At 72.1% G+C, this 25916-nt stretch carries 24 protein-coding genes; 16 read left to right on the top strand and 8 right to left on the bottom strand.

Going from position 1 to position 25916, the window contains the following annotated elements; translation table 11 throughout:
• Positions 1–16 precede the first annotated feature (16 nt).
• From GA0070607_RS04535 to GA0070607_RS04545, 3 genes are all read left to right on the top strand, one after another.
• The gene (locus tag GA0070607_RS04535) at positions 17–757 is read left to right on the top strand and encodes an LPXTG cell wall anchor domain-containing protein (RefSeq protein WP_089017032.1); all 741 of its coding nucleotides are present in this window, start codon (positions 17–19) and stop codon (positions 755–757) included.
• Positions 758–1142: 385 nt separating this feature from the next.
• Positions 1143–2708, top strand: a complete 1566-nt coding sequence (locus GA0070607_RS04540; protein ID WP_089017033.1) for an aldehyde dehydrogenase family protein — start codon at positions 1143–1145, stop codon at positions 2706–2708.
• Between the two features lie 89 nt (positions 2709–2797).
• Positions 2798–3196 (top strand): VOC family protein, encoded by a 399-nt coding sequence (locus GA0070607_RS04545; protein WP_089017034.1) that lies wholly within the window; start codon positions 2798–2800, stop codon positions 3194–3196.
• Between the two features lie 65 nt (positions 3197–3261).
• Here GA0070607_RS04545 and GA0070607_RS04550 read toward each other — a convergent pair whose 3' ends face one another.
• Both GA0070607_RS04550 and GA0070607_RS04555 read right to left on the bottom strand, forming a co-directional pair.
• Positions 3262–4326 (bottom strand): GNAT family N-acetyltransferase, encoded by a 1065-nt coding sequence (locus GA0070607_RS04550; protein ID WP_089017035.1) that lies wholly within the window; start codon positions 4324–4326, stop codon positions 3262–3264.
• A gap of 92 nt (positions 4327–4418) precedes the next feature.
• Positions 4419–5123, bottom strand: coding sequence for an ACT domain-containing protein (locus tag GA0070607_RS04555; RefSeq protein WP_089021658.1), 705 nt, complete (start codon positions 5121–5123; stop codon positions 4419–4421).
• A gap of 145 nt (positions 5124–5268) precedes the next feature.
• Here GA0070607_RS04555 and GA0070607_RS04560 point away from each other — a divergent pair, with 145 nt between their 5' ends.
• Both GA0070607_RS04560 and GA0070607_RS04565 read left to right on the top strand, forming a co-directional pair.
• Positions 5269–6348, top strand: a complete 1080-nt coding sequence (locus GA0070607_RS04560) for a phosphotransferase family protein (RefSeq protein WP_089017036.1) — start codon at positions 5269–5271, stop codon at positions 6346–6348.
• Positions 6348–7568: an acyl-CoA dehydrogenase family protein gene (locus GA0070607_RS04565; protein ID WP_089017037.1), complete on the top strand. Its 1221-nt coding sequence runs from the start codon at positions 6348–6350 to the stop codon at positions 7566–7568. Before GA0070607_RS04560 ends, GA0070607_RS04565 begins: the two co-directional genes overlap by 1 nt.
• Before the next feature lie 162 nt (positions 7569–7730).
• On the opposite strand, the gene GA0070607_RS04570 is transcribed toward GA0070607_RS04565, so the two are convergent.
• The 6 genes from GA0070607_RS04570 to GA0070607_RS04595 form a co-directional block, all read right to left on the bottom strand.
• Positions 7731–8777, bottom strand: a complete 1047-nt coding sequence (locus tag GA0070607_RS04570) for a LacI family DNA-binding transcriptional regulator (RefSeq protein WP_089017038.1) — start codon at positions 8775–8777, stop codon at positions 7731–7733.
• An 82-nt stretch (positions 8778–8859) separates the two neighbouring features.
• A complete protein-coding gene (locus GA0070607_RS04575) occupies positions 8860–10293 on the bottom strand; it encodes a GH1 family beta-glucosidase (protein ID WP_089017039.1) in 1434 nt (477 codons plus the stop codon).
• Positions 10290–11132, bottom strand: coding sequence for a carbohydrate ABC transporter permease (locus tag GA0070607_RS04580; RefSeq protein WP_089017040.1), 843 nt, complete (start codon positions 11130–11132; stop codon positions 10290–10292). The genes GA0070607_RS04575 and GA0070607_RS04580 overlap by 4 nt, the downstream gene beginning before the upstream one ends.
• A 10-nt stretch (positions 11133–11142) precedes the next feature.
• Positions 11143–12114, bottom strand: a complete 972-nt coding sequence (locus GA0070607_RS04585) for a carbohydrate ABC transporter permease (RefSeq protein WP_089017041.1) — start codon at positions 12112–12114, stop codon at positions 11143–11145.
• A gap of 110 nt (positions 12115–12224) precedes the next feature.
• Positions 12225–13514: an ABC transporter substrate-binding protein gene (locus GA0070607_RS04590; protein WP_089017042.1), complete on the bottom strand. Its 1290-nt coding sequence runs from the start codon at positions 13512–13514 to the stop codon at positions 12225–12227.
• Between the two features lie 296 nt (positions 13515–13810).
• Complete coding sequence (locus tag GA0070607_RS04595) at positions 13811–14374, bottom strand: plasmid pRiA4b ORF-3 family protein (protein ID WP_089017043.1); 564 nt, start codon at positions 14372–14374, stop codon at positions 13811–13813.
• A gap of 150 nt (positions 14375–14524) precedes the next feature.
• On the opposite strand from GA0070607_RS04595, the gene GA0070607_RS04600 reads away from it, so the two are divergent.
• The 11 genes from GA0070607_RS04600 (at position 14525) to GA0070607_RS04650 (ending at position 25800) form a co-directional block, all read left to right on the top strand.
• On the top strand, positions 14525–15271 hold the full coding sequence (locus GA0070607_RS04600; protein ID WP_089017044.1) for a pyrimidine reductase family protein: 747 nt from the start codon (positions 14525–14527) through the stop codon (positions 15269–15271).
• A 37-nt stretch (positions 15272–15308) separates the two neighbouring features.
• A complete protein-coding gene (locus tag GA0070607_RS04605; RefSeq protein ID WP_089017045.1) occupies positions 15309–15539 on the top strand; it encodes a DUF433 domain-containing protein in 231 nt (76 codons plus the stop codon).
• Positions 15536–15778 (top strand): DUF5615 family PIN-like protein, encoded by a 243-nt coding sequence (locus GA0070607_RS34065; protein ID WP_172898979.1) that lies wholly within the window; start codon positions 15536–15538, stop codon positions 15776–15778. Before GA0070607_RS04605 ends, GA0070607_RS34065 begins: the two co-directional genes overlap by 4 nt.
• Before the next feature lie 225 nt (positions 15779–16003).
• Complete coding sequence (locus GA0070607_RS04615; RefSeq protein WP_089017047.1) at positions 16004–17755, top strand: ATP-binding protein; 1752 nt, start codon at positions 16004–16006, stop codon at positions 17753–17755.
• Between the two features lie 15 nt (positions 17756–17770).
• The gene (locus GA0070607_RS04620) at positions 17771–18919 is read left to right on the top strand and encodes an exonuclease SbcCD subunit D (RefSeq protein ID WP_089017048.1); all 1149 of its coding nucleotides are present in this window, start codon (positions 17771–17773) and stop codon (positions 18917–18919) included.
• Positions 18919–21393 carry an AAA family ATPase gene (locus GA0070607_RS04625; protein WP_089017049.1) on the top strand — a complete coding sequence of 825 codons (2475 nt, stop codon included), beginning with the start codon at positions 18919–18921 and terminating at the stop codon, positions 21391–21393. The genes GA0070607_RS04620 and GA0070607_RS04625 overlap by 1 nt, the downstream gene beginning before the upstream one ends.
• Positions 21394–21507: 114 nt before the next feature.
• Positions 21508–22467 (top strand): hypothetical protein, encoded by a 960-nt coding sequence (locus GA0070607_RS04630; RefSeq protein WP_089017050.1) that lies wholly within the window; start codon positions 21508–21510, stop codon positions 22465–22467.
• An 18-nt stretch (positions 22468–22485) separates the two neighbouring features.
• Positions 22486–23343, top strand: a complete 858-nt coding sequence (locus GA0070607_RS04635) for a spermidine synthase (RefSeq protein WP_089017051.1) — start codon at positions 22486–22488, stop codon at positions 23341–23343.
• A gap of 127 nt (positions 23344–23470) precedes the next feature.
• Positions 23471–24163 carry a sigma-70 family RNA polymerase sigma factor gene (locus GA0070607_RS04640; protein ID WP_089017052.1) on the top strand — a complete coding sequence of 231 codons (693 nt, stop codon included), beginning with the start codon at positions 23471–23473 and terminating at the stop codon, positions 24161–24163.
• Positions 24160–24945 (top strand): anti-sigma factor family protein, encoded by a 786-nt coding sequence (locus GA0070607_RS04645; protein WP_089017053.1) that lies wholly within the window; start codon positions 24160–24162, stop codon positions 24943–24945. Before GA0070607_RS04640 ends, GA0070607_RS04645 begins: the two co-directional genes overlap by 4 nt.
• A gap of 204 nt (positions 24946–25149) precedes the next feature.
• Positions 25150–25800 (top strand): hypothetical protein, encoded by a 651-nt coding sequence (locus GA0070607_RS04650; protein WP_089017054.1) that lies wholly within the window; start codon positions 25150–25152, stop codon positions 25798–25800.
• The last annotated feature ends 116 nt before the right edge of the window (positions 25801–25916 follow it).

The raw sequence follows: 25916 nt of genomic DNA on the forward strand, positions 1-25916 counted from the left end.
TCCCGGAGGAATCCTCATGCCACAGCGTCGGCGCCTGGCGCGCGCGGCCATCTGCACGGCCGCCGCCACGGCCGGTCTCGCTCTCGCCACCCCGGCGTGGGCGGTCGCCACGTCGGTTCCGCTCAACCCGGCTCACGTGGACTCCACCGCGGCGACCTTCCCTGGCAAGGACTGCAACGACGACCGGTTCGACAGCCTGCCCGCCGGCTACGACGGCTGGCACTTCGTCCTTCCTCAGGGCAAGCCGTCCAGCAGCTTCGAGTCGCTCACCCTGACCTTCAGCAACGGGTCCACCGCGGTCACCGTGCAGGTGCCGGACAGCACCGACGCCTACCCGGACTACTTCTACTCGGCCGGCGGCAAGCAGATGCACGCCTACCTCTTCACCCCGGCCGGGTGGAAGCTGACCGGCGGCAGCGCCGAGGTCACCAACGCGGTCGACAAGTTCAACCTGAGCCACACCTGTGCCGGCACCATCGCGACACAGTCCCCGAGCCCCACGCCGTCGACGTCGGTCTCGCCGACTACGTCAGTCTCGCCGTCGAAGTCGGTTTCCCCGTCGGACTCGACCACCTCCACGGGCTCGGGCTCGCCCTCGGCGAGCACGGGCGGCAACGGTGGCAGCGACACCGAGGGCGGCCTGCCCCTGACCGGTGTGGCCACGACCAGCATCGCGCTGGGTGGCGTCGCCCTGATCGGCGGTGGCGCCCTGCTGATGATGCGGCGCCGTCGCGACCGGATCACCTTCACCAGCTGACCCCGCACGACGCCGCGGCCGGCCGCCGGACCCTGTCCGGTGGCCGGCCGCGACCCGTTTCCTCCGCCGGCCGGCACGTCCGCACCACTGCCGAGGTGAACACCACTCTGGACGATTGATCCGTTGCGGGCGCCCATCCGTACCGACGGGTAACCCGGTCGACGGCGCCCGAAGGAAGCTCACATTATCGAAGTCAACCGATCGATGGTCGGCGTACGCGCAGTTCAAGGTGATCCGGGGCGCACGCGGCGCCCAGCGAGAGGGCTCGTGGGCGTCCAGCCAGACAAACGTACTGTTGCTGACCCGCTACCCGGCGCGGGACAGTACCGATCACCAGCGGTGCCATCGACGCCGCCGCTCCCCGGTCAACCCTGAGGAGAACGCGATGGCACTACGACTCGCCGAGGGCACCGCATGGTCCGACGTCCTCGCCCGCGCGGTGGCCGCCACCCCCGAGGCGTTCGGCGCCGAGGTCGACGGCGTCACCACGCTGCACAACCTGGTCGAAGGCGACTGGCGGGCGGGCGGACGCCCCGCGCCGGTCCGCACCCCGGTGGACAACGCAGTGGTGATCAACCTTCCCCGGCTCGACGCCGACACCGCCCGCGCCGTCGTCGCGCACGCCGCCGCCGCGCACCGGGCCTGGGCCCAGACCCCGCTCGCCGACCGCAAGGCGCGGGTCGTCGACGCGCTGGACGCGCTCACCGCCCACCGCGACCTGCTCGCGCTGCTGCTGGTCTGGGAGATCGGCAAGCCGTGGCGGCTGGCCTGCGCTGATGTGGACCGGGCGCTGGACGGCGTGCGCTGGTACGCGGACGAAATCGACCGGATGCTCGCCGACGGCCGCGAGCCGCTAGCCGGCCCGGTCAGCAACATCGCCTCATGGAACTACCCGATGAGCGTCCTCGTGCACGCCGAACTGGTCCAACTGCTGGCCGGCAACGCGGTCATCGCCAAGACCCCGTCCCAGGGCGGCGCGGTCTGTCTGACCGTCGCACACGCGCTGATGCGCCGGGCCGGCCTGCCCGCCACCCTCGTCTCCGGCGGCGGCGAGGAACTGTCCGAAGTGCTGGTCCGGGCACCGGAGATCGGCGCGGTGGCGTTCGTCGGCGGACGCTCCAACGGGGGCAAGGTGGCCGCCGCGCTGCTCGACAGCGACAAGCGGCACTTCATCGAGCAGGAAGGCCTCAACGCCTGGGGGATCTGGAACTTCTCCCAGTGGGACCTGCTCGCCGCGCACCTCAAGAAAGGCTTCGAGTACGGCAAGCAGCGCTGCACCGCGTACCCCCGGTTCGTCGTACAGCGTGACCTCGTCGACGAGTTCCTCGACATGTACCTGCCGGTGGTCCGCTCGGTTCGCTTCGGGCACCCGCTCGCGGTGGACGAGACCTGGACCGCCGGTGACCCGCTACCCGAGCTGGACTTCGGGCCGCTGATCAGCGCCGCCAAGGCCGAGGAGTTGCACCGCAAGGTCGACGAGGCGGTCCGCGGCGGTGCGGTGCCGCTGCACCGGGGCAAGCTGACCGGCGCGCCGTTCCTGCCCGGGCAGGACACCTCGGCGTACGTGGCGCCGTCGGTGCTGCTCGCCCCACCCGGCCGGTCCCGGCTGATGCACGCCGAGCCGTTCGGGCCCGTCGACACGATCGTCGTGGTGGACACCACCGACGAGTTGCTGGCCGCGATGAACGCCTCCAACGGCGCGCTGGTCGCGTCGTTGGCCTGCGACGACACCGACGAGGCCGGCAAGCTCGCGGTGGACCTCCAGGCGTTCAAGGTGGGCATCAACAAGCCGCGCTCGCGGGGCGACCGCGACGAGCCGTTCGGCGGGCGGGGCGCCTCCTGGAAGGGCGCGTTCGTCGGCGGTGACCTGCTGGTGCAGGCGGTGACGGTCGGCGGCGACAGCCGGCTCTACGGCAACTTCCCCGACTACAGCAGCTACCCCACCACCTGATCGAGGTGTAAGGAAGGGCCCCTTGTTAACGCCTGGCGCATAGCAAGGGGCCCCTCTTAACAACGGGCCCTCGGGCGTACCGTCAAGAGATGGCGATCATCGCGCAGCTTTCCCTGGGCGTGTCCGACGCCGAGCGGGCGGGAGCGTTCTGGGCCGCGGCCCTGGGCTACCGCCGACGGGCGCCCCGATTCGAGAGCGACGAGTGGATCGTGCTGGAGCCGCCGCCCGGGACGCTCGGAACGGCCATCGCGATGGACCTCAGCGAGAGCCCGGTGCAGGAGTTTCCCCGGCTCCACATGGACCTGGACGCCGGCGAGCGCAGCCTCGACGAGGAACTCGACCGGCTGCTCGCCCTCGGCGCCCAGCGGGTGGACTGGCGGCACTACCCCACCGACCCGAATCCGACCGAGCCGCCGTACGTGGTGCTCGCCGACCCCGAGGGCAACCGGTTCTGCGTGTCCGGCCACCGCGAACCGCCCGCGCGTTGACACGTCCGCGCTCCGTCCACGGGTGAACCTCCGCGAGCTGCGTCGTTGTTAACAAGGGGCCCTTCCTATGCACCAGGCGTTAAGAAGGTGCCCTTCCTTTCTCCGGTGAGCGGGACGGTGAGGCTGAGCAGGGTGCCGTCGCGCTCGGTCGAGCCGGGCCGGTCCAGCCGGCGCAGGGTACGCAGCATCGGGATGTTCTCGGCCTGTACGTGCAGCACCAGCGCCGCGTACCCGGCCCGGTCGGCGTGCCGGGCCAGCCGGCGCAGCAACGCCGAGCCGAGCCCACGCCGCTGCCAGTCGTCGCGCACCAGCAGCGCCACCTCGGCCTCGTCGCCCTCACCGAGCAGATTCGCCATCGCGACCACCGACTCGGCGCCGCCGTCGTCGTCGGCGGCCGTGGCGAGCAGGGTCAGCCCTCGGCTCGCCTCCAGCAGCCGGCGCAACCGGGCCTGCTGCGGCGGCGCCGCGCCGCTCAGGTAGCGCCGCTGCCGGCTGCGTGGCGAGCACCCCTCGTGCAGCTCCAGTACCCCCGGCAGATCGTCCGCGCAGGCCGGTCGGACGGCCAGCTCGGCGCCGTCGGGCAGCACCAGGTTGACCTGTTCGGCGGCCCGGCGCGTCACGGTGGCGGCCAGCTCGACCAGGGCCTGCGCCCGGGCGTACTCCGCCGGAGTGAACGCGGGCGCGGCCCGGTGCAGCGCGAACGAGCCGCCCACCGGGTCCGCCAGCAGCATCCTGGTGCCGGTGATCCCCCGGTCGACCGGTGTCGAGGCCGGCCGCCAGCTGACCGTGTCAGCGCCGAGCAGGGTGGAAAGCGCCTCGCCCGTCGCGTCCGGGTCGCGCACCAGCCGGTTGGCCAGCCCGAGCACCCGGGTCGGCTGGTCGGCCAGGCCGCGCGCCTCGCTGCGCGCCACCCAGCAGTCCCGGCCCCGGCCCCGCTCGATGGCCGCGACCAACTCGGCCTCGGCCAGCGTGTCCGGCGCGTCGACCAGGAAGTCGTCCACCGCGCCGTGCTCGGTGGGTTGCACCTGCACGGTGAGGATGTTGACTCCGCGCAGCGCGAGGCTCGCGGTGAGGACCGACAGGTAACCCGGCCGGTCGTCCACGGTCGCTCGGATCCGCCACAACGTCATGGTTGGCCCCCTTTCCCGGTACGAGCCTCGTCCCGGGCTGTTGCCGTCCGGTTGCTCGCCGGTGACGGCCCGGGAACTCCTCGGACCACCGCTCAGGGGCTGGCGACCACGGGGGGCGCGCCGACCAGGTCCAGCCGGTCGCCGAGAATCACAGCGCTGGCCCGGACGAGCTGACTGAGCCGGTCCACCTCCGTGCTGTGGAACGCGGCGGCCGACAGGGTCTCGGTGTGCTCGCGGGCCACCACCAGGACCAGGCCGGCCCGCCCGAACGGCGCGATCGCGTGGTGGGTGCCGTCGGGGGTGGTCATCGACCGGCCGCGCAGCGGGGTCACCTCCGGAAGCCGCGGCGGTACGGGAGCCCGCCAGCTGGCGTGTCCGACGGTCGCCCCACCGGTGCCTCCGGCCCGCGAGGCCCAGTCCACCGGCACCACGGCGGCGACGGCCCAGTCGGCCGCCAGCAGCCCGGGTACCGCGTCGACAAGCGTGGCCAGCCCGTCGGCCGGGTTCGCCGCGACCTGGGCCAGCAGCTCGGCGTCCTGACCGGTGGTGGTGGGCGCGCCGATCGCCCGCCACACGCCGTCGACCCGTACGCCCGGGATCGCCGCGAGCCCGGCCAGCAGCCGCTCGACGCGGGCCGCACCCGGCCAGACCACCGTGAAGTCGTCCACCGCGCGCCCGCCGAGCCGCTCCAGGACTACCACCTGGACGATGTCCGCGCCGGACACGCCCAACGTGCGGGCGACCTGGCCGAGGGTGCCCGGACGGTCCGGCAGGGTGACCCGAACTCGCAGCAACATGTCTGTCCCTCCGCTCGGCGGGCCGGCGGCGGCCGGCAGGCTGGTCACAGCCTGGGCGTTGACCATTTCGTCCCTGTTGCAGAGGCATGTCCCGAGAGGAAAATCTGACCTTGACAACGTGAGCGGGCTGCCATCAACTAATCGGATGACCGATCCGGCCGTCGATGCGCTCCGGCCGGGGGCCCTTCCGGCGTCCCCCGCCGGTCTGGACCTGGACCGACTCGCCGGCTATCTGGCGGAACACCGCCCGGAGCTGGCCGTCGGGCCGCTGCGGGCACAGCTGATCGCGGGCGGCAAGTCCAACCTCACCTACCTGCTGCGCCTCGGCGAACGCGAGGTCGTGCTCCGCCGGCCACCGCTCGGGCACGTGCTGGCGACCGCGCACGACATGGCGCGCGAGTTCCGGGTCATCTCGGCGCTGGCGCCGACCGAGGTGCCGGTGCCGGGCGCGCTGCTGCTCTGCACCGAGCCGGAGGTGATCGGCGCGCCGTTCTACCTGATGGAGCGGATGCCCGGCGAGGTGTTCCGCACCCGCCGGCAGACCGATCCGCTGGGCGACGAGCGACGCCGCGCGCTGGCCATGGCGATGATGGACACCCTCGCGGCGCTGCACACCGTCGATCCGGCAGCGGTCGGGTTGAGCGACTTCGGCCGCCCGGAGGGCTACCTGGCCCGACAGGTCCGCCGGTGGGCCGGGCAGCTCGACCGCTCGCGCAGCCGCCCGCTGCCGGGCATCGACGAGCTGCGGGACCTGCTCGCCGCCACAGCGCCGGAGGGCGCGAACGCCGGCCGGATCGTGCACGGCGACTACCGCCTGGACAATCTCCTCGCCTCGGCCGACCCGGTCGCCGTGCACGCGGTACTGGACTGGGAGATGGCCACCCTCGGTGACCCGCTGGCCGACCTGGGGCTGCTGCTGACGTACTGGGACGTGCTGGGCGACAGCGAGACGGCCGCCGGCAACCCGGTGGCCGACGGGCTCGGCCCACGCGCCGGCTTCCCCACCGGCGCCGAGCTGATCGACCGGTACGCGGGGCGCAGCGACGTCGACGTCGGGCCACTGCACTGGCACGTGGCGCTCGGCTGTTTCAAGCTCGCGGTCATCTGCGAGGGCATCCACTACCGCCACACGCTCGGGCAGACGCTCGGCGAGGGCTTCGACCGGATCGGCGAGATGGTGGCACCGCTGGTCGCGCACGGGCTGACCGCCGCCAGGGAGCGGTGATGGACTTCTCGTACGACACCCGGACCGAGGAGCTGCGCGACGAGCTGACCCGGTTCCTGACCGAGCACGTCTATCCGGCCGAGGCGGTGCACGCCGAGCAGGTGGCCGCCGGCGACCCGTGGTCGCGTACCCCGGTGCTGGCCGAGCTGAAGGCGGAGGCCCGCAAGCGCGGCCTGTGGAACCTCTTCCTGCCCGACCCGCGCTACGGCGCCGGCCTGACCAACCTCCAGTACGCTCCGCTCGCCGAGCTGACCGGGCGCAGCCCGCACCTGGCGCCGGAGGCGGTCAACTGCGCGGCGCCGGACACCGGCAACATGGAGCTGCTGGCCGAGTTCGGCTCGCAGGCGCAGCGGGAGCGCTGGCTGATGCCGCTGCTGGAGGGCGAGATCCGCTCCGCCTTCTGCATGACCGAACCGGACGTCGCCTCCTCCGACGCCACCAACATCGCGACCCGGATCGTCCGCGACGGCGACGAGTACGTCATCAACGGCCGCAAGTGGTGGTCGTCCGGTGCGATGGACCCGCGCTGCGAGATCTTCATCGTGATGGGCAAGACCGACCCCGGCGCCGACCGGCACCGCCAGCAGAGCATGGTGCTGGTCCCCCGGGACACCCCGGGCGTCACCGTGCGCCGGGGCATGACCGTCTTCGGCTACACCGACGGCTCACACGGCGGGCACGCCGAGATCGACTTCACAGACGTCCGGGTGCCGGCGGAGAACCTGATCGGTGCCGAGGGCACCGGTTTCGCCATCGCCCAGGCCCGGCTGGGTCCGGGCCGGATCCATCACTGCATGCGGCTGATCGGGATGGCCGAGCGGGCGTTGGAGCTGCTCTGCCGGCGGGCGAACGAGCGCGTCGCGTTCGGCCGGCCGCTGGCCGAGCAGGGCGTCGTCCGGGAGTGGATCGCCGAGTCGCGGGTGCGCATCGAGCAGTCCCGACTGCTGGTGCTCAAGACGGCCTGGCTGATGGACACCGTCGGCAACAAGGGCGCGCACACCGAGATCCAGGCCATCAAGATCGGCACCCCGGCGATGGCGGAGTGGGTGATCGACAAGGCCATCCAGGGGTACGGCGGCGCCGGCGTCAGCCAGGACACGCCGCTGGCCGCCCTGTGGGCGCAGACCCGCACCCTGCGCCTCGCCGACGGCCCCGACGAGGTCCACCGCTCCTCCCTCGCCAAGCGCGAACTCCGCCGCTGGGCCCCCACCCCGGCCTAAACCCCCACCCACCCCACCCGGACCCGGGTCCGGCCCCGCGCCCCCGTCCTCGCCCGTTGATCATGAAGTTATTGCCACCCGTGTCGGCGTGTCAGGGCAATAACTTCATGATCAACGGCGGGCCGGCGGACCGGCGGGCGCGGTACGGCGGGGTGGGGTGGGTTAGGCGGAGGCGCGGTGGATCAGTTGGGTGTCCAGGAGGATGTGGGGGGCGGGGAGGTCGTCGCCGCGGATCCGGGCGACCAGCAGCCGGGCCATCTGCCGGCCCATCTCCTCCACCGGCTGGAAGACGGTGGTCAGTGGCGGGTCCGCCTGCCGGGCGATCGGCGCGTCGTCGAACCCGATCACCGCGACGTCCTCGGGCACCCGCCGGCCGGCCTCGCGCAGCGTCCGTAGCGCGCCGAACGCCATCAGGTCGGACGCGACGAAGACCGCGTCCAGGTCCGGGCAGGCGTCCAACAGCCGACGCATGCCGGCCGCGCCGCTGCCCTCGCTGAAGTCCCCGTACGCGATCAGGTCTGGGTTGACGCCGGCCCCGCTGGCCTTGACCGCCTCGGTGTAGCCGGCCAGCCGGGCCAGGCCGGCACCCATGTCCTGCGGGCCGGCGATGGTGGCGATGCGTCGCCGTCCCCGGCCGGCCAGGTACTCCACCGCCTGCCGGGCGCCTCCCACGTTGTCCACGTCGACGAACCAGGCCGGCTGGGCGCCGGGTTGCAGCATCCGGGCCGGCCGACCGCCGAGCACGGCGGGCAGGCCGCGCTCCTCCAGCAGGGTCGGCAGCGGGTCGGAGTCGTGCAACGACAGCAGCAGGACGCCGTCGACGTGCTGGTTGGTCAGGTGGTGCTCGACCCGCTCCCGCTCCACCGCCGACTGGGCCATGGCCAGCCAGAGCTGCATGGGGGTCTCCAGCAGCGCGGAGCTGATCCCCCGCACGATGCCGGCGAAGAACGGCTCGGTGAAGACCCGTTCGCCGGATTCGGACACCACCAGCGCGACGGAGTCGGTCCGCTGGGTGACGAGCGCGCGGGCGGCTCGGTTCGGCACGTACCCCAGCTCGGCGATGGCCTGCTGGACCGCGGCCCGGGCCTCCGGACTGACCTGGGGCGAGCCGTTGACCACCCGGGAGACCGTCCCCCGCCCGACGCCGGCGCGCGCCGCGACCGCATCGAGGGTCGGGCGCCCGAGCGACCGGGTGCGCTGCGTTGTCATCGTCTGCTCCTCCGACGGCGGGCGGGCCCGGTGCCACCTGCGGGATGTGGACACCGGGCCCGCCCTGATGGCTGGCCCGAGCCTATTGTGCGGCCAGACCGTTGCGTCGGATCACCGAGGCGTACCACCTGGCACTGGACTTGGGGGTGCGGACCTGAGTGTCGTAGTCGACGTGGATCATGCCGAACCGCTTGGTGTAACCCCAGGCCCATTCGAAATTATCCATCAGCGACCAGGCGAAGTATCCCCGCAGGGGCACCCCGGCGTTGATCGCCTCGTGCGCGGCGCGCAGGTGGGCGTCGAAGTAGGCGAGGCGGTCGACGTCGTCGACCTCCCCGTCGACCACAGTGTCGACGAACGCGGAGCCGTTCTCGGTGACGTAGAGCGGAAGGTCGGTGTACTCGTCGTGCACCCGGCGCAGCGTCTCGACCAGGCCCGGGGCGTCGATCTCCCAGTTCATGTCGGTGACCGGGAAGCCCCGGGTGACGAACCGGACGTCCTCGCTGCCCGGCCAGCAGGAGGGCGCACGCCAGTACGGCTCCGGCTCGGCGCCCTCCACCGGGGCGGCGACCACGTGCCGGCTGTAGTAGTTGACTCCGACCAGGTCCAGCGGCGTGGAGATGGTGGCCAGGTCACCGTCGTGTACGTGGTCGAAGTCGGTCACCGCGCTCAGGTCGGCCACCAGGTCCTCCGGATACGACCCGCGCAGCAGCGGGTCGAGGAAGAACCGGTTGGCCAGCGCGTCGATCCGCCGGGCGGCGTCGGCGTCGCCGGGCGCGTCGCTGGCCGGGTCGACGGGGTAGAGGTTGACGGTCACCCCCACCTCGGCGCCCGGCCGGGCGGCCCGCAGCGCCTGCACGGCCAGGCCGTGTCCGAGCATCAGGTGGTGCCCGGCGCGGACCGCGTCCGCTCCGTTGGACCGGCCGGGGGCGTGCGCCCCGGAGCCGTAGCCGAGGAAGGCCGAGCACCACGGCTCGTTCAGCGTGGTCCAGTAGCGCACCCGGTCGCCGAGCGCGTCGGCGACCAGCGTGGTGTAGTCGGCGAAGCGGGCGGCGGTGTCCCGGGCGGGCCAGCCGCCGGCGTCCTCCAGCGGCTGCGGCAGGTCCCAGTGGTAGAGGGTGAGCCACGGCTCGATGCCGTGCGCCAGCAGCTCGTCGACGAGCCGACGGTAGAAGTCCAACCCCTGCGGGTTGGCCGCGCCGGCGCCGCCGGGCTGCACCCGGGGCCAGGAGACCGAGAAACGGTACGACTTCAGCCCCAGCTCCGCCATCAGCGCGACGTCGCCGCCGAGCCGATGGTAGTGGTCGCAGGCCACGTCGCCGGTGTGCCCGGCGACCACCCGGCCGTCGGTGTGGCTGAAGGTGTCCCAGATCGACGGGGTACGGCCGTCCTCGGCCGCCGCCCCCTCGATCTGGTACGCCGCGGTCGCGGCCCCCCACAGGAAGCCGGGCGGAAAGGTCAGCCCGGGGCGCTCGTCGAGGACGCCGACGGCGGGCGGGCTGGCGGGGTTGCTCACGACTTGACGGCACCTTCCATGATCCCGCCGATGATCTGGCGGCCAAACACGAGAAAGACGATTACCAGGGGGATGGTGCCGATCGCCGTGGCGGCGAACACCTGCGAGTAGTCGGTGTAGTAGGCGTACGAGAGGAAGGAGAGCGAGACCTGCAGGGTCGGGTTCTCCGGGGTGAGGATGGCGTACGGCCAGAGGAACGAGTTCCAGGTCTCCATGAAGGTGAGCAGGCCGAGGACACCGGCGGCGGGGCGCAGCGCGGGCAGCACGATGCTCCAGTAGATCCGGAACGTGCTCGCGCCGTCGACGCGACCGGCTTCGATCAGCTCGTCGGAGATGGCCTGGCTGGCGTACTGGCGCATCATGAACACACCGAAGGCGCTGACCAGGAACGGCACCGTGACCGCGTAGAGGGTGTCGTACCACCCCAGGTCCTGCATGATGCCCCAGAGCGGGATGAGCCCCATCTGGGTCGGGATCATCATGGTGACGATGATCGTCAGCAGGAGGATGTTGCTGCCCCGGAACTTCAGCTTGGCGAAGGCGAACCCGGCCAGCGAACCGGTGAGCACCACCGACAGGGTGACCACCGAGGAGACGATGATCGAGTTCATCATGCCGGTGAGGAAGTTGGCGGCGTCGTTGTCGAGCACCCGCCCGAAGTTGTCACCGAACGCGCCACCGGGGGTCAGCGGCGGCGGCACGTCGTTGATGTTGTCCAGGCTGCGACTGCCGATCACCAGCATGTAGTAGAACGGGTAGATGGAGAGCAGCGCCGCCAGGACGAGCGCCAGGTAGGTCAGCGGGCTGGTGCGCCACAGGCGCTGGGAAGCCGAGGTCATCGATCTCTCCTCACTTCGCCGAGCGGCGGACGAGTAGGAAGTTGAACAGCGACACCACGATGATGATCATGAAGATCGCCCAGGCGACCGCGGCTCCGTAGCCGGCGGTGTTCAGGTTCACGATGCCCATCTCGTACATGTACATGGCCAGCGTCTGGAACTCCCGCTGGTTGCCGCCGATGATGTTGCCGTTGCCGAAGAGCAGGGGCTCGGTGAAGAGTTGCATGCCGCCGATCGTGGACAGAATGACCACGAAGATGAAGGTGGGCTTGAGCATGGGCAGGGTGATCTGCCAGAACTGTCGCCACGGGCCGGCGCCGTCGATCTCCGCGGCCTCGTAGAGGTCCTTCGGGATCGCCTGCATGCCGGCGAGCAGGATCAGGGTGTTGTACCCGGTCCACCGCCAGTTGACCATGGAGGAGATGGCCGTCCAGGAACTCCACCGGTGCCCGTCCCAGTCGACCGGGTCGACACCGACGAAGCTGAGCAGCCAGTTGAACAGGCCGAACTCCCGCTGGAACAACATCCCGAAGACGATCGCGACCGCGGCCACCGACACCACGTTCGGCATGAAGATGGCCATCCGGAAGAAGGTCTTGGCGCGCAGGAAAGTGCGGTTGAGCAGGTTCGCCAGGAAGAGGGCGAGCAGCAACTGCGGGATGGTCGACAGGGCGAAGATGCCGAACGTGTTGACAAGTGCGTTCCAGAAGTACTCGTCGGACACCAGCCGGGTGTAGTTGTCGAAGCCGATGAACGAGTGGTCGCCGATCATGTCCCAGTCGTGCAGCGACATCCAGGCGGTACGCAGCATCGGGTAAAACCCGAAGGCGCCGAAGATCACGAAGAACGGGGCGATGTAGAGGTACGGCGAGTACTTGACATCGAGGCGGTTGAGTAGCCTTCCCCGTCGACGTCGGGAAGAATCGTCGGGAGGAGGCGGTGCTGCTGGCGACGGCCGTGCCGTCGTGGCCGACAGGCTCATGCGAATTTCCTTTTCCGGCGAGGCCCGGGGGCCCTCGCGCAGGGCGCTACGCGGAGGGGGACCGGCCGGTGGCGTCCGGGAAGCCCCGAACGCCACCAGCAGGGAATCACTCAGAAGGCACCCTGAGTCTTGGCGTCCTTCATGAACTGCTCCCAGGCCTTGTCCTTGCTGGCCTGCCCGTTCTCGAACGCCCGCAGGGCCGGCTCGAGCGCGTTCTCCTTCACCGCCTGGTGCTTCGGACCCAGGTGGATCGGCTGGATCTTGGCGACGCTCTCCCCGAAGATCTTGCCGGTCGGCGCGTTGCTGAAGTACTCGTTGGTGTAGCCGAGGAAGGCCTCGTTCTTCAGCGCCTCCAGGTTGGTGGGCAGCGGGCCCTTGAGCTTGAAGGCCTCCACCTGGCTCTTGGCGTTGGTCAGGTACTCGGCGAGCTTCGCCGCCTCATTCGGGTACTTGCTCTGCGCCGGAACCGCGAGCCACGAGCCGCCCCAGTTACCGCCGCCACCCGGCACGGCCGCGACATCCCACTTGCCCTTGTTGGCCGGACCGGAGTTGTCCGACACGATGCCGAGCATCCAGGACGGGCAGAAGGTGGCCGCGAAGGTGCCCTGCTTGAAGCCACCCGACCACTCCGGCGACCAGGTGGACGCCTTGGCGGAGATGTCCGCCATCGAGGTGGCGGTGTCCCAGGCGTTCTTCACCGCGGGGCTGGTGTCCGCGATGATGTTGTCTTCCTTGTCGTAGAACAGGTCACCGTTGCCCTGGAAGAGCACACCGTTGGAGACGGCGGTGATCGAGTCGATGAACGCCTTGCCGCCGCTGCCCTGCTTGTACTTCAGACCGGCGTCGTGGAAGCCCTTCCAGTCCGGCCAGAGCGCGGACACCTGGTCGCGCTCGGTGGGCAGGCCGGCCGCCTGGAACAGGTCCTTGCGGTAGCAGACGGCGAGGCTGCCGACGTCGGTCGGCAGGCCGATCAGCCGGCCGTCCGGCGCCTTACCCAGCTCCCACTTCCAGGGCAGGTATTCCTTCGAGTGGTCGGCGACCAGCGGGCTGAGGTCGGCCCAGTTGCGCGCGTTGGGCTTGAACTCGTTGAGGATGCCCTCTTCCAGGGCGGTGACGTCCGCCGCGCCCTTGCCGGTGGCCAGGTAGCGAACCAGTTTCGGCCGGTACTCACCGAGCTGTGCGGTCTTGCGCAGCTCGACCTTGATGCCGGTGTCCTTCTCGTACTGCTTGACGAGCTCGTCGTAGCCCATCTCGCCGAAGGTGTCGACGACCAGCTTGGCCGGCTTCTCGCCGGCTGCCGGCTTGTCGTCGTCGTTGCCGCAGGCCGCGAGACCGCCGATTGCGGTGATCGCGGCCAGGGCAGCGGCCGCCAGGCGGGTACGCCGCGTGGTGACACTCATTCGCTGACCCCTCTTTCCGGTGGTGAGGCTGGGTGGTTTGTGGTGGGGGGTGCTTGCCGCGCCGGTCGGCGCCGTTGGTGTGGCGGCCGGATGGAGGAGCGTGGGTGACCCGCGCCATCTCCGGGAGCGCTCCCATGAGATTGCCGGCGGGTAACGGGGGTGTCAATAGGGCGATGGGAGCGTTCCCAGATCGTTACCGCCATCGACCCCGGCGGCAGGTCACCCGAAAACGCGAAAATCCCGGCAGCTCGGCCGTCCACCCACCGTGGGTGCCGACCGGAGCGGACGACGCGGGATCAGCAGAAGCGGCGCAGCAGAGTGCCGGCGCGGTCGACGTCGAAGCGGGACGGGTCGAATGTGGAGCCCGCCCAGTCGAGCAGCAGGGCGTGCGCCGGGTCGGCGACGTCGGCCGGACCGCCCTGATCGTCCAGCGCCAGCAGCAACGCCCGATAGCCCGACGGGCCGCCGATGCCCTCCGGCGGGCAGGCCCGCTCGCCGTCCAGGCAGACCGGGTACCGCTCCTCCGGGTCGGCGGTCAGCGCGTCCTCGACCACCAGGTCGTGCTCCCACCAGTCGCCGAAGTCGTAGGTGTAGGAGAACCGGCTGCCCTTGCCGAGCACCGCGTCGAGCCGCACGTCCAGCTCGTCGTGCAGCGCCAGCTCGCCGTCCGGGTCGGGCTCGCCGTACTGCACCGCGTCGATCTCGAACGAGTGCAGGTGGCAGTCCCGCCAGCCCATCGCGTGCTGCACCACCCGGTGCAGCCGATCGAGCGTGTAGCCGGCCGGAACGAGCACCCGGCGCCAGACCGGCGGACGGACGCCGGCGAGGGACATCTTCAGCTGGAAGATCTGACGCGGCATGCTGTCCTGTCCTCCCGCGGCTTAGGCTGCCAGCATGATCTGCCGAGCGTGCCGGGCCCGGCGACACGACGACTGCCCGGGCCGGAACTGGTGCGACTGCCAGCACCGTACCGCCCGACCGACCCCTCCGGTCACCGGTCCGGCCAGCGAATGACCGTCGGAATCCCGATCCGACAGCTCTGGCCCGAGCCGTCGGCGCAGCCGCTCGACGACGCCGCGCTGACCGCAATCTACGGCCGCGCCGACCGACCTCACCTGCGGGTGAACTTCGTGACCAGCCTGGACGGCGCCCTCAGCGTGGACGGCTACTCCGCCGGGCTCTCCGGCGAGCCGGACAAGCGGGTCTTCGGCCTGCTGCGGATGCTCTGCGACGCGCTCGTGGTGGCCGCCGGAACGCTGCGGCACGAGGGCTACCGGGCGGTCCGGCTCGACGAGCGCCGCCGCGCCTGGCGTCGCGCGAACGGGCTGGCCGAGTACCCGACGCTTGTCGTCGTCTCCGGCTCGCTCGACCTGGACCCGGCGCAGGCCGCGTTCGCCGACGCGCCCGTCCGGCCGGTGGTGCTCACCCACGCCGACGCCGACCCGCCGCCCGGCCTGACCGACGTCGCCGACGTGCTGCGCTGCGGCACCGACCGGGTCGACCTGGCCGCCGGCCTCGACGAGCTGCACCGGCGCGGGCTGTCGCAGCTGCTGTGCGAGGGCGGCCCGCACCTGTTCGGCGCGCTCACCGCCGCCGACCTGGTGGACGAGCTGTGCCTCACCGTCTCGCCGCTGCTCGCCGGTCCCGGACCGGCCCGGATCATCGCCGGCGACGCCGTGCCGCCCCGCCAGCTGCCACTGCGGCACGTGCTCGCCGCCGACGACGGCGTCCTCCTGCTCCGCCACGCCCGCCCGTGACGCCCGAGCAGGCCGGCCGCCCGTCTAGCATGACCGGATGAGGTTCGAACGAATCACCATCGATGCCTCGGTCATGGGTGGGATGCCCTGCATCCGAGGGCTACGGATTCCGGTCGCGACCATCGTCACGATGATCGCGGACGGCATGACGACCCCGGAGATCGTCGCCGATCTCCCGGACCTGACCTCGGCCGACGTCGAAGAGGCCCTGCGGTACGCCGCCGAGGCGGTGCGGGAACGGGAACTGCCCCTGCGACACGCAGCATGAGGTTCCTGGTCGACAACAACCTGTCACCCAAGGTCGCGGCAGGGCTGACGGTGGCAGGCCACGAGGCCACGCATGTCCGAGAGTACGGAATGAGCGCGGCTCCAGACGAAAAGGTGATGGCAAAGGCGCTCGCGGACCGGTCCGTCGATCCTGCTGGTTCGCCGGATCAGCGCGCGCCGGGCCGAGCAGATGGTGGCAATCATCCTCGCCAACCTGCCGCCGGTGCTGGAAGACCTTGACCGGGGAGCCATCGTGGTCCTCGGCGAAGAGTCGATCCGAATTCGCTCGTTGCCGATCCTGGGTCGCTGAGTCAGCAACGTACCGTCGCCGACCAGGCACCTAGCGTCGTGTGCGTGACCAGCGATGGTGTCGTCCGCCGCGTCGCATGGCGACCTGTCGTACTCCTCGGGCAGGATGCACGTCATGCGCGCCGACCGTGAAGCCCGACCGACCCGAGTCGCCCGATGACCGACGCCGGCCTCGACACCCCGGGCGAGCCGGTCGGCCGGGTTCTGGGCACCGCCGACGCCACCCCGCTGCAGTTCTGGACGGCCGTGGCCCCCGGCAGCTACCTCCAGCTCGACGACGTGGTGGTGACCCGGCGTGAGCTGCCCGACCGGGAGCCGGTGACGATCGCCGGAGTGGTCACCCAGGTCCGGGCCCGGCACGAGGGCGCCCAGTTCGACTCCGACGTCTTCGCCATCGCCGACGGCACGCTGCCCGCGCAGGTGCAGGAGGCGGCGGAGGTGACCACCACCCGGGTCGACCCGGAGTTCTACGTGCCGCCGACCCCGGGGGCCGTGGTGCACCGGGCCGAGGGCGACGCCCGCGCCCGGGCGCTGCACTTCGACCGGATGGAGCGGCGCATCCCGATGGGGATGGGTCGCGATGGGGTGCCGGTCTACCTCAACGCCGACTTCCTCGACGGCAGCCGGGGCGCGCACGTCTCCATCTCCGGCATCTCCGGCGTGGCCACCAAGACCAGCTTCGCCACCTTCCTGCTCTACTCGGTCTTCCGCTCCGGGGTGCTGGGCGGCGACGCGGTCAACGCCAAGGCGCTGATCTTCAACGTCAAGGGCGAGGACCTGCTCTTCCTCGACCATCCCAACACCCGGCTCGACGAGCCCACCCGCGCGGCGTACGCGAAGCTCGGGCTGACCGCCGGCGCGTTCCCCGACGTCCGGGTCTACGCCCCGCCCCGGGTCGGCGACTCGGCCGGCACCCCGGACGTGAGCAGCCGGCTCACCGGCGTGGACGCCTTCTACTGGACGCTGAGCGAGTTCTGCGCCGACCGGCTGCTGCCGTACGTCTTCGCCGACGCCGACGACGAGCGCCAGCAGTACACGATGGTGGTCCACTCGGTCACCGCGCACCTGGCCCGCTACGCCCAGCCGGCCGACGGCGGGGTGAGCATCGACGGGGTCCGGCTCGGCTCCTACGGCGATCTGGTCGACCACATCGTCGACCAGCTCAACGACGACGAGACCCGCTCCGACTGGGCCGGCAGCGCGGTCGGTCTGGGCACCGTCAACGCGTTCGCGAGGCGGTTGATCGGCAGCAAGAAGGACCTCGCCCGGCTGATCCGCGGCGACCTCGCCACCCGCCGCCCACACTCGATCAACACCAGCGAGTCGGCGCAGGTCACCGTGGTCGACCTGCACAACCTTCCGGACCGCGCGCAGCGGTTCGTGGTCGGTGTGACGCTCAAGAGCGAGTTCGAGCGCAAGGAGAAGTCCGGCACCGCCAAGCCGCTGCTCTTCGTCGTCCTCGACGAGCTCAACAAGTACGCCCCCCGCGAGGGCTCCTCCCCCATCAAGGAGGTGCTGCTCGACATCGCCGAGCGGGGCCGCTCGCTCGGTGTGATCCTGATTGGCGCCCAGCAGACGGCGAGCGAGGTGGAACGCCGGATCGTCACCAACTCGGCGATCCGGGTGGTCGGCCGGCTCGACCCGGCCGAGGCCTCCCGCCCCGAGTACGGTTTCCTGCCGCCAGCCCAGCGGCAACGGGCGCTGCTGGCCAAACCGGGCACCATGTTCGTCAACCAGCCCGACATCCCCGTGCCGCTCTGCCTGGAGTTCCCGTTCCCGGCCTGGGCCACCCGGGTCTCCGAGGCGGGCCGGGCGCCATCCGAGACGCTGCGCTCGATCACCCAGTCCGCCGACCCGTTCGCCGTCGTGGGCTCCGGCGGCGGCACCGACGACGACATCCCGTTCTAGGGGGCCAACGCAGCCATGAAGATCCTGCACACCTCGGACTGGCACGTCGGCAAGGTGCTCAAGGGGCAGTCCCGGGCCGAGGAACACAAGGCCGTGCTGGCCGGGGTGATCGACATCGCGATCGCCGAGCAGCCGGATCTGGTCATCGTCGCCGGTGACCTCTACGACACGGCCGCGCCCACCTCCGAGGCGACCCGGCTGGTCACCCGGGCGTTGACCGCGCTGCGCCGCACCGGCGCGGACGTGGTCGCGATCGGCGGCAACCACGACAACGGCCCGGCGCTGGACGCGCTGCGGCCGTGGGCGGAGGCCGCCGGCATCACGCTGCGCGGCGGAGTGCGGGAAAACCCGGACGAGCACGTGATCGACGGCACCACCGCCGGTGGCGAGCGGTGGCAGCTGGCCGCGCTGCCGTTCCTGTCCCAGCGGTACGCGGTCCGCGCGCTGGAGATGTACGAGCTGACCGCCGCCGAAGCCAACCAGACGTACGCCGACCACCTGGGCCGGGTGCTCGCTCGACTCACCGAGGGCTTCACCGAGCCGGACCGGGTGCACCTGGTCACCGCGCACCTCACAGTCACCGGCGCGACCACCGGCGGCGGCGAGCGGGACGCGCACACCGTGCTCGGCTACGCCGTGCCGGCCACCGTCTTCCCGGCCACCGCGCACTACGTGGCGCTGGGACACCTGCACCGGGCGCAGCGGGTCATCGGGCCCTGCCCGGTGCGCTACAGCGGAAGTCCGCTCGCGGTCGACTTCGGCGAGCAGGAGAACGTCCCCTCCGTGACCGTGGTCGAGGTGACGGCGAGCACCGCGGCCCGGGTCCGCGAGGTGCCGGTGACCGCGGCGAGCGCGCTGCGCACCGTGCGGGGCACAGTGGCCCAGCTCGCCGAGATCGAGGCGCCGGACGCCTGGCTACGGGTGTACGTGCGGGAGCAGCCCCGCGCCGGCCTCCGCGAGGAGGTCCAGGAGCTGCTTCCCCGCGCCCTGGAGATCCGGATCGACCCGGAGCTGCTCGCCGCGCCGGGCAGCGGCGCCCGCATCGCGCAACGCTCCGGGCGCTCGCCCCGGGAGCTGTTCGCCGACTACCTGGACAGCCGGGGCCACGCCGACGAGGGCGTCCGGGAGCTCTTCGACGAGCTTTTCGAGGAGGTCGATCACTGATGCGTCCGATGCGGCTGGACATGGCCGGGTTCACGGTCTTCCGGGACGAGACGACCGTCGACTTCACCGACGCCGACTTCTTCGCCCTGATCGGCCCGACCGGCTCGGGCAAGTCCACAGTGCTGGACGCCATCTGTTTCGCCCTCTACGGCACGGTGCCCCGCTGGGGTGGCACCCGGGGGTTGGCGAACGCGCTGGCGCCGTCGGCGACCGAGGCGCGGGTCCGGCTGGTCTTCGAGTCCGGGGGCGCGCGGTACGTGGCCACCCGGGTGGTGCGCCGGGACGGCCGGGGCAACGTCAAGACCGCGAACGCCGGGTTGCAGCTGATGCCGGCCAACTTCGACGTGACCAAGCTGGACACCGGCCTGAGCCCGGAGGACCTCGGCGAGGTGGTGGCCGGCACCCCCGCCGAGATGGAGCAGGCGGTCCTGGAGGCGGTCGGGCTGCCGTACGAGCAGTTCACCAGCTGTGTGGTGCTGCCGCAGGGGCAGTTCGCCGATTTCCTGCACGCGAAGCCGGCGACCCGGCAGCAGATCCTGGTCAACCTGCTCGGCCTCGGCGTCTACGAGGACGTGCAGAAGCGCGCGACGGCGCGCGCGGCGCAGGCGGAGGCCCGGCTGGACGCGGTCGACCAGGTGCTCGCCGGGCTGACCGGCGTGGACGACGAGGCGCTGGCCGAGGCCGACGCCCGGGTCGACCGGATGACCGAGCTGGCCGCCGCGGTGACCGCGGCCGTGCCGGAGCTGGCGGCGGCCCGGGCCGCCGCGCGCGAGGCGGCGGCGGCGCTGACCGCCCTCGACGACGAGCTCAGCGTGCTGACCGGGGTGCGCGCGCCGGGCGGCGTGGCCGAGGTGGCCCTGGCCGTGACCACGGCACGGGCCGACGCCGAGGCGGCGGCCACCGGCGTCTCGCTGGCCGAGGAGCGGGAGGAGAAGCTGCGCGGCGAGCTGGCCGGCGCCGGGGACGAGAGCGCTCTGCGGATGCTGCTGCGGGCGTACGACGACCGCGACCGGTTGACCGGCGAGGCCGAGACGGTCCGCGCGACGGTGACCGCGGCGAACGACGAACACGCCGCGGCGGTGGCGGCGCTGGCGGCCGCCCGCGCCGACGCCGAGCGGGCCGAGGCCGAGCTGGAGGCGGCCTTCCGGGCGCACGAGGAGGCGAAGGCCACCGACCTGGCGGTCAGCCTGCGGGTGCACCTGCATCCCGGCGCCGCCTGCCCGGTCTGTGAGCAGCCGGTGGCCGAGGTGCCGGCGGTGCCGGCCGACTCGGCGGTGGCCGCCGCGACGGCGGCCGGCAAGGCGGCACGGGCCGCCACCAAGGCCGCCCAGGCGGTCGTGCAGCAGCGGGACGCGGCGGCGCGCGACCTGGAGCGCCTGCTGGTGCAGGCCCGGGCTCGGCAGGAGCAGTTGGACGCCCGGTTGGCCGAGCTGGCCGGGCAGCTCTCCGGGGCGGCCGAGCCGGCCGTGTTGCGCCGGGAGTTGGCCGAGCATGCCCGACTGCGACGCGCGCTGGAGGAGGCGGCGACCGCCGTCCGGGCCGGCCGGGACGCCGCCCGCCAGGCCCGCGCCGGGGTGGACGCCGCCGAGGAGCGGCTGCGGGCGGCTTGGCGGGGCTTCGACACCACTCGGGACGGGCTGGCCCGGTTCGGTCCCCCCGCAACCGACCGGGATGACGTCGCCGCCGCGTGGGCGGCGTTGACCGGCTGGGCGGCCACCGAGGCGGACCGGCGCCGCGCCGACCGGGCCGGCCGGGCCGCAGTGGTCGCCGAGGCCGAGGCTGCGGCCGACGTGGTGCAGCGGAGCATCGCCGGCATCTTCGCCGCCGCCGACGTACCGGTCGCGGACGACCCGGTGCGCGCCGCTACCGTGGCGGTGGAGCGGGCCGAGGCCGACCGCCGCCGGCTACGGGAACGCCGCGAGCAGGCCGGGACGCTGCGCGAGCAGCGCGCCGGTCACGAGCGGGAGGCTCAGGTGGCCCGCGCGCTGGCCGGGCATCTGCGGGCCAACAACTTCGAACGGTGGCTGCTGGCCGAGGCGTTGGACCTGCTGGTCGACGGCGCGTCGGGGATCCTGCGGGAGCTCTCCGGCGGGCAGTACGAGCTGGTGCACGACAAGGGTGAGTTCTTCGTGGTCGACCACCACGATGCCGGGCTGCGCCGGGGCGTGCGCACGCTCTCCGGCGGCGAGACGTTCCAGGCGTCGCTGGCGTTGGCGCTCGCGCTCTCCGAGCAGTTGGCCGGGATGTCGACCACTGCGGCGAGCCTGGAGTCGATCGTCCTGGACGAGGGCTTCGGCACGCTGGACGCGGCGACCCTGGACACGGTGGCGGCCACCCTGGAGAACCTGGCCGCCCGGGGCGACCGGATGGTCGGCGTGGTCACCCACGTGCCGGCGCTGGCCGAACGGATCCCGGTCCGTTTCGAGGTGCGCAAGGATGCCCGTTCGGCGCGCGTGGAACGGACCGGCCGGTGAGCGCGAGGAGTGCAGCGCAGCGGAGCCCCGCAGTCGCGAACGAAAGGCCAGCCCGGTGAGCGCGAGGAGTGCAGCGCAGCGGAGCCCCGCGGTCGCGAACGAAGGCGCGACTCCGTGACCGACGCCGCGTTCTTCGTCGACTCGTGGGACCCGGCGTACGGTGCGTCGTTCGAGGCGTCCGCCGCCGGGCCTGCGGCGCCGAGCAGCGCGCAGGTCGACGCGGACGTGGAGCTGCCGGCAGTGGACTGGCGGGCGATCGGGGTACGGCCGGGCGTGTGTGCTCCGGACGTGGTGCTGCTGGTCGACGGGGTCCGCCGGATCGACGCGAGCATCTGGACGGCCGAGGCCGACGGGGGGTCGTTCCCGGGGCTGGCCGCCTCGTACGCGGCGGGGGTGGTCCGCTGCGACCTGGGCCGGGGTGCGGCGCAGCTGGCCGGCGCCCGGGTCGGCCGGGGTCTGTTCACGGCGAGCCCGTCGGCGCAGGACGTGGTGACGGGGGCGATCCGCTACCCGGTGCACCGGGTGGGCGGCACCGGTGAGCTGGCCAAGCTGCCGGCCGCCGTGCAGGGTCCGCTGACCGCGCTGGAGGTGGCGGTCTCCGACGCCGCCCGGGTGGACGGCGATCTGCTGGTGGTGGACGGCCCGTTGCGCAGCCGGCGGCAGTTGCCGCGCACGCTCGGCTACATCAAGACCCAGCACAGTCAATATCTGGACGCCCGGCTGACCGCGGTGGTGACCAGCCTGACGCCCGGTGAGCGCTCGCCCGTGTTCCGGCTCGGCACGGCGTGGGGCGGCTGGTCGTGGTATCTGCGGCTGCCGGTGGCCGTCGGCGCACCCTGGGCCGGCATCGTCCGGGTGGAGTGCTCCGCCGACCTGCCCGTCGAGGCGGCGATCGAGCTGGCCGACCTGTCGCTGGTCACCCTGCCCAGGTTCGCCTCCACCCCGTACAAGGACCCGCGGGCCCCGCAGAACCTGATCCCGATCGCCGGCCTGGAGCGCCGGTTGCGGGCCCTGCTCGGCGACTCCCGGTTGTTGCACCGCGCCCTGACGGCCGCGGCCCGAGCGGGCCGCTGAGCGCGGATACTGGTCGGGATGGGACGCAAGCGGGCGGGTGACCGGGTGGTCGAGCAGGTCGACACCGGGCAGGCGGAGCTGATCCCGGATCCGGACCGGCCGGGTTCGTGGACGCTGCTGCTGGACGGCGCCCCGCAGTCGCACGTCGACCTGAACGACCCCACCCACCTGGAGTTCGAGTACGTCCGGCGGCTGGCCGCGGCGATCGACCTGATCGCGCCCACCGGCGAGCCGCTGCGGGTGCTGCACCTCGGCGGTGGGGCGTTGACCCTGCCCCGGTACGTCTCGGCCACCCGGCCCGGCTCCACGCAGCGGGTGTCCGAGGTGGACGCCGCGCTGGTGGAACTGGTCCGCCGGGCGCTGCCCTGGCCGGCCGATGCCCGGCTGCGGGTCCGGGTCGAGGACGCCCGGGCCGTGCTGGCCGCCACGCGGGACGCCAGCTACGACGTGGTGGTCGCCGACGTCTTCGCCGGCGCTCGCACCCCGGCCCACCTCACCTCGGTGGAGTACGCGGCCGAGGTGGCGCGGGTGCTCCGGCCGGCTGGCTGGTACCTGGCGAACCTCGCGGACGGCCCGCCGCTGCGGCACGCCCGTGGGCAGGTCGCCACGGTCCGCTCGGTGCTGCCCCGGGCCTGCCTGGTCGGGGACGCGGCGGTGCTGCGCGGCCGGCGGTACGGCAACCTCGTCCTGGTCGCCGGGCGGACGACGCCTCCGGTGGCCGAGCTGACCCGGCGGGCGGCCGGCGACTGGTTCCCCGGCCGGGTGGTGGCCGGTGACGAGTTGGACCGCTTCGCCGGCGGTGCGCCGGTGGTGCGGGACGCCGACGCCACCGGCTCCGACCCGCCACCGCCGGGCCTGTTCTCCGTGCGTCGCTGACCGGCCCGGTCGGGCGGCGTCGCAGAACTTTTTTCGCGGTTTGTTGATCCGCTGGCGGCGGCGCTGCGTACCACCGGGCGGCCCGCCTGGTGGGCGGCGTTGGTCAACAGACATCCCGGAGGTCTGCATGCATGCGGTGGCGGCCGGTTGGCATGGCGACGCGATTCGCGCGGACTGGATGTCCGCACGGTCCTCGTCGCGGCCGACCTCGTCTGCCCGGGGGGTCGACGGACGACCGCCCTCTCGCCAGAATGGTCCGGTGACGCCGCGACCGGCGCCCGGGCGCCATCAGGCGACGTCAACCGAGGCGAGCCACTCCGACCAGTTGATCCGGCTGCTCTACGCCGAGCACGCCGGCCCGTTGCTGATGTTCGTCATGCGCCTCACCGGGGGGGACCGGCAGCGCGCGGAGGACATCGTCCAGGAGACGCTGTTGCGGGCCTGGCGCAACGCGCACCGCCTCGGTACGCAGGGGCAGGGGTCATTGCGGCCCTGGCTGGTCACTGTGGCCCGCCGCATCGCCATCGACGAGCATCGCAGCCAGGAGGCCCGGCCGCCGGAGACGTACGACCGGGACCTCACCGCGTTCGCCGAGGCGGACAGCACCGACCGGGTGCTGCGCACGATGACCGTGGCGGACGCCCTGCGTACGCTGAGTCAGTCGCACCGCGAGATCCTGATCTCGACGTACTTCCGGGGGCGGACGGTGCCGGAGGCCGCCGAGGAGTTGGGGCTTCCACTCGGCACCGCGAAGTCGCGGGTCTACTACGCGCTGCGCGCGCTTCGCACGGCTCTGCAGGAGCGGGGGGTGACAGAATGAGCCGGCCAGATCACATGGACGTCGCCGCGTACGCGCTGGGCGTCCTCGACGAGCAGGACACCGAGCGGTTCGAGGAGCATCTCGCCACCTGCTGGGCCTGCGCGGCCGAGTTGGAGACGATGGTGCCGGTCGTCGGGCTCCTCTCCGACATCGACGGCGAGACGATGATGGCGCTGGAGCAGACCGCGACCGACCCGGCGCTGCTGGACCGGACGCTGGTCGCGGTCCGGGCCGATCGACGACGCACCCGGTTCCGCCAGCTGCTCGCGAGCGCCGCGGCGGTGGTGGTCTTCGGTGGCTTGACGGGGATCGGTTTCGTCAGCGTCACCGACGACGAACCGCAGGGGGTGCTCGCCGAGCCGACGCTGACCGCGCCGGCGAACGAGCCGCCGACGAGCGCGCCGACCGGGGCGCCTACGGGCCCGGGGGTCGGCGGCAACGAGGAGGTGGAGGGTGACCAGGTCGACGCCACCGACCCGACCACGGGTGTGCAGACGACGATGTTCCTGGTCACCAAGGACTACGGCACCCGGATCAACTTCAGCCTGCAGCGGCTGCCCGGCCCGCGGACCTGCCGGCTGGTGGTGCTGCGCAAGAACGCGAGCACGGAGGTCATCTCGACCTGGTCGGTGCCGGATGGCGGCTACGGCACCAACACCCGCCCGCAGAATCTCGAGTTGAGCGCCTCGACGTCGGCTCCGGTGGCCGACATCAAGCAACTCCAGGTGCAGTCGGTGGATGGTAACGGGGTGGCCAGCCCGCTGGTCACGGTGCCCATGTAGGTTCGCGTACCGCATCGGCGCCGGCCATTACGACAATGGCCGGCGCCGATCTGTTGTCCTGCGGGAATGGTCCGCCTACGGGCACACGTGCGGGTGCCCGTATCGGTTCAATCAATTCACGTGAAATTGACCACTGTTGGTCCTTCAACCTTGACAGCTCTCCTGCCGTACCTATGGGTGAACTGCCAAGAATGAGGAGGGCACGTGGCACAGATGAAGCGGACCGTCATCGTCGCGAGCGCGATGGTCGCACTAACGGCCTGCGCTCCCGCGGGTTACGACGGGGCGAACTCGAGCGCGGCCGAGCCGGTCGCCGTCGCCGCGGCCGAGCCCACCGCGGCGGCTGAACCCGAGGCCTCGGCGTCCGCGGAGGCGCCCGCCGCCGACGCGCCGCCGCCCGCGGACGTGGACCTGACCGAGCAGTTGATCGGCAAGAAGGTCGCCCGGATGGGCAAGGTGGTCACCGACCAGGACGGCTGGATCCTGTACCGCTTCGACAAGGACACCGCCGACCCGCCCGCGTCGAACTGCGTGGACAAGTGCGCGCAGGTGTGGCCGCCGGCGCTGACCGACGGCAACGCGCAGCTCACCGGCGTCTCGGATGACAAGGTCGGCAGCGTGACCCGGCAGGACGGCACCCGCCAGCTCACCGTCGGCGGCTGGCCGGTGTACCGCTACATCGGTGACAAGAAGCCCGGCCAGTGGAAGGGCCAGGCCGTCGGCGGCACCTGGTTCGTGGTCCAGCCGGACGGCAAGAAGAACCTCAGCTGCCTGCCGAAGACGACGCCGAAGGCGGTCGCCCCGCCGGCGGACAGCGAATCGAACGACGCTGGCAGTTCGGGCTACTCGTACTGAGTCCGGGCGCCACGAGAGCGCGGTGGTCGGTCGCAGCCGGGGAGGGCGCGGCCGGCCATCGGCGTACGCGGGACGTCGGCACACCTGTGGTGCCGGCGTCCCGCCCTTGCGGTGCG

Source organism: Micromonospora coriariae, assembly GCF_900091455.1.
In the GTDB taxonomy this organism is placed as follows: Bacteria; Actinomycetota; Actinomycetes; order Mycobacteriales; family Micromonosporaceae; genus Micromonospora; species Micromonospora coriariae.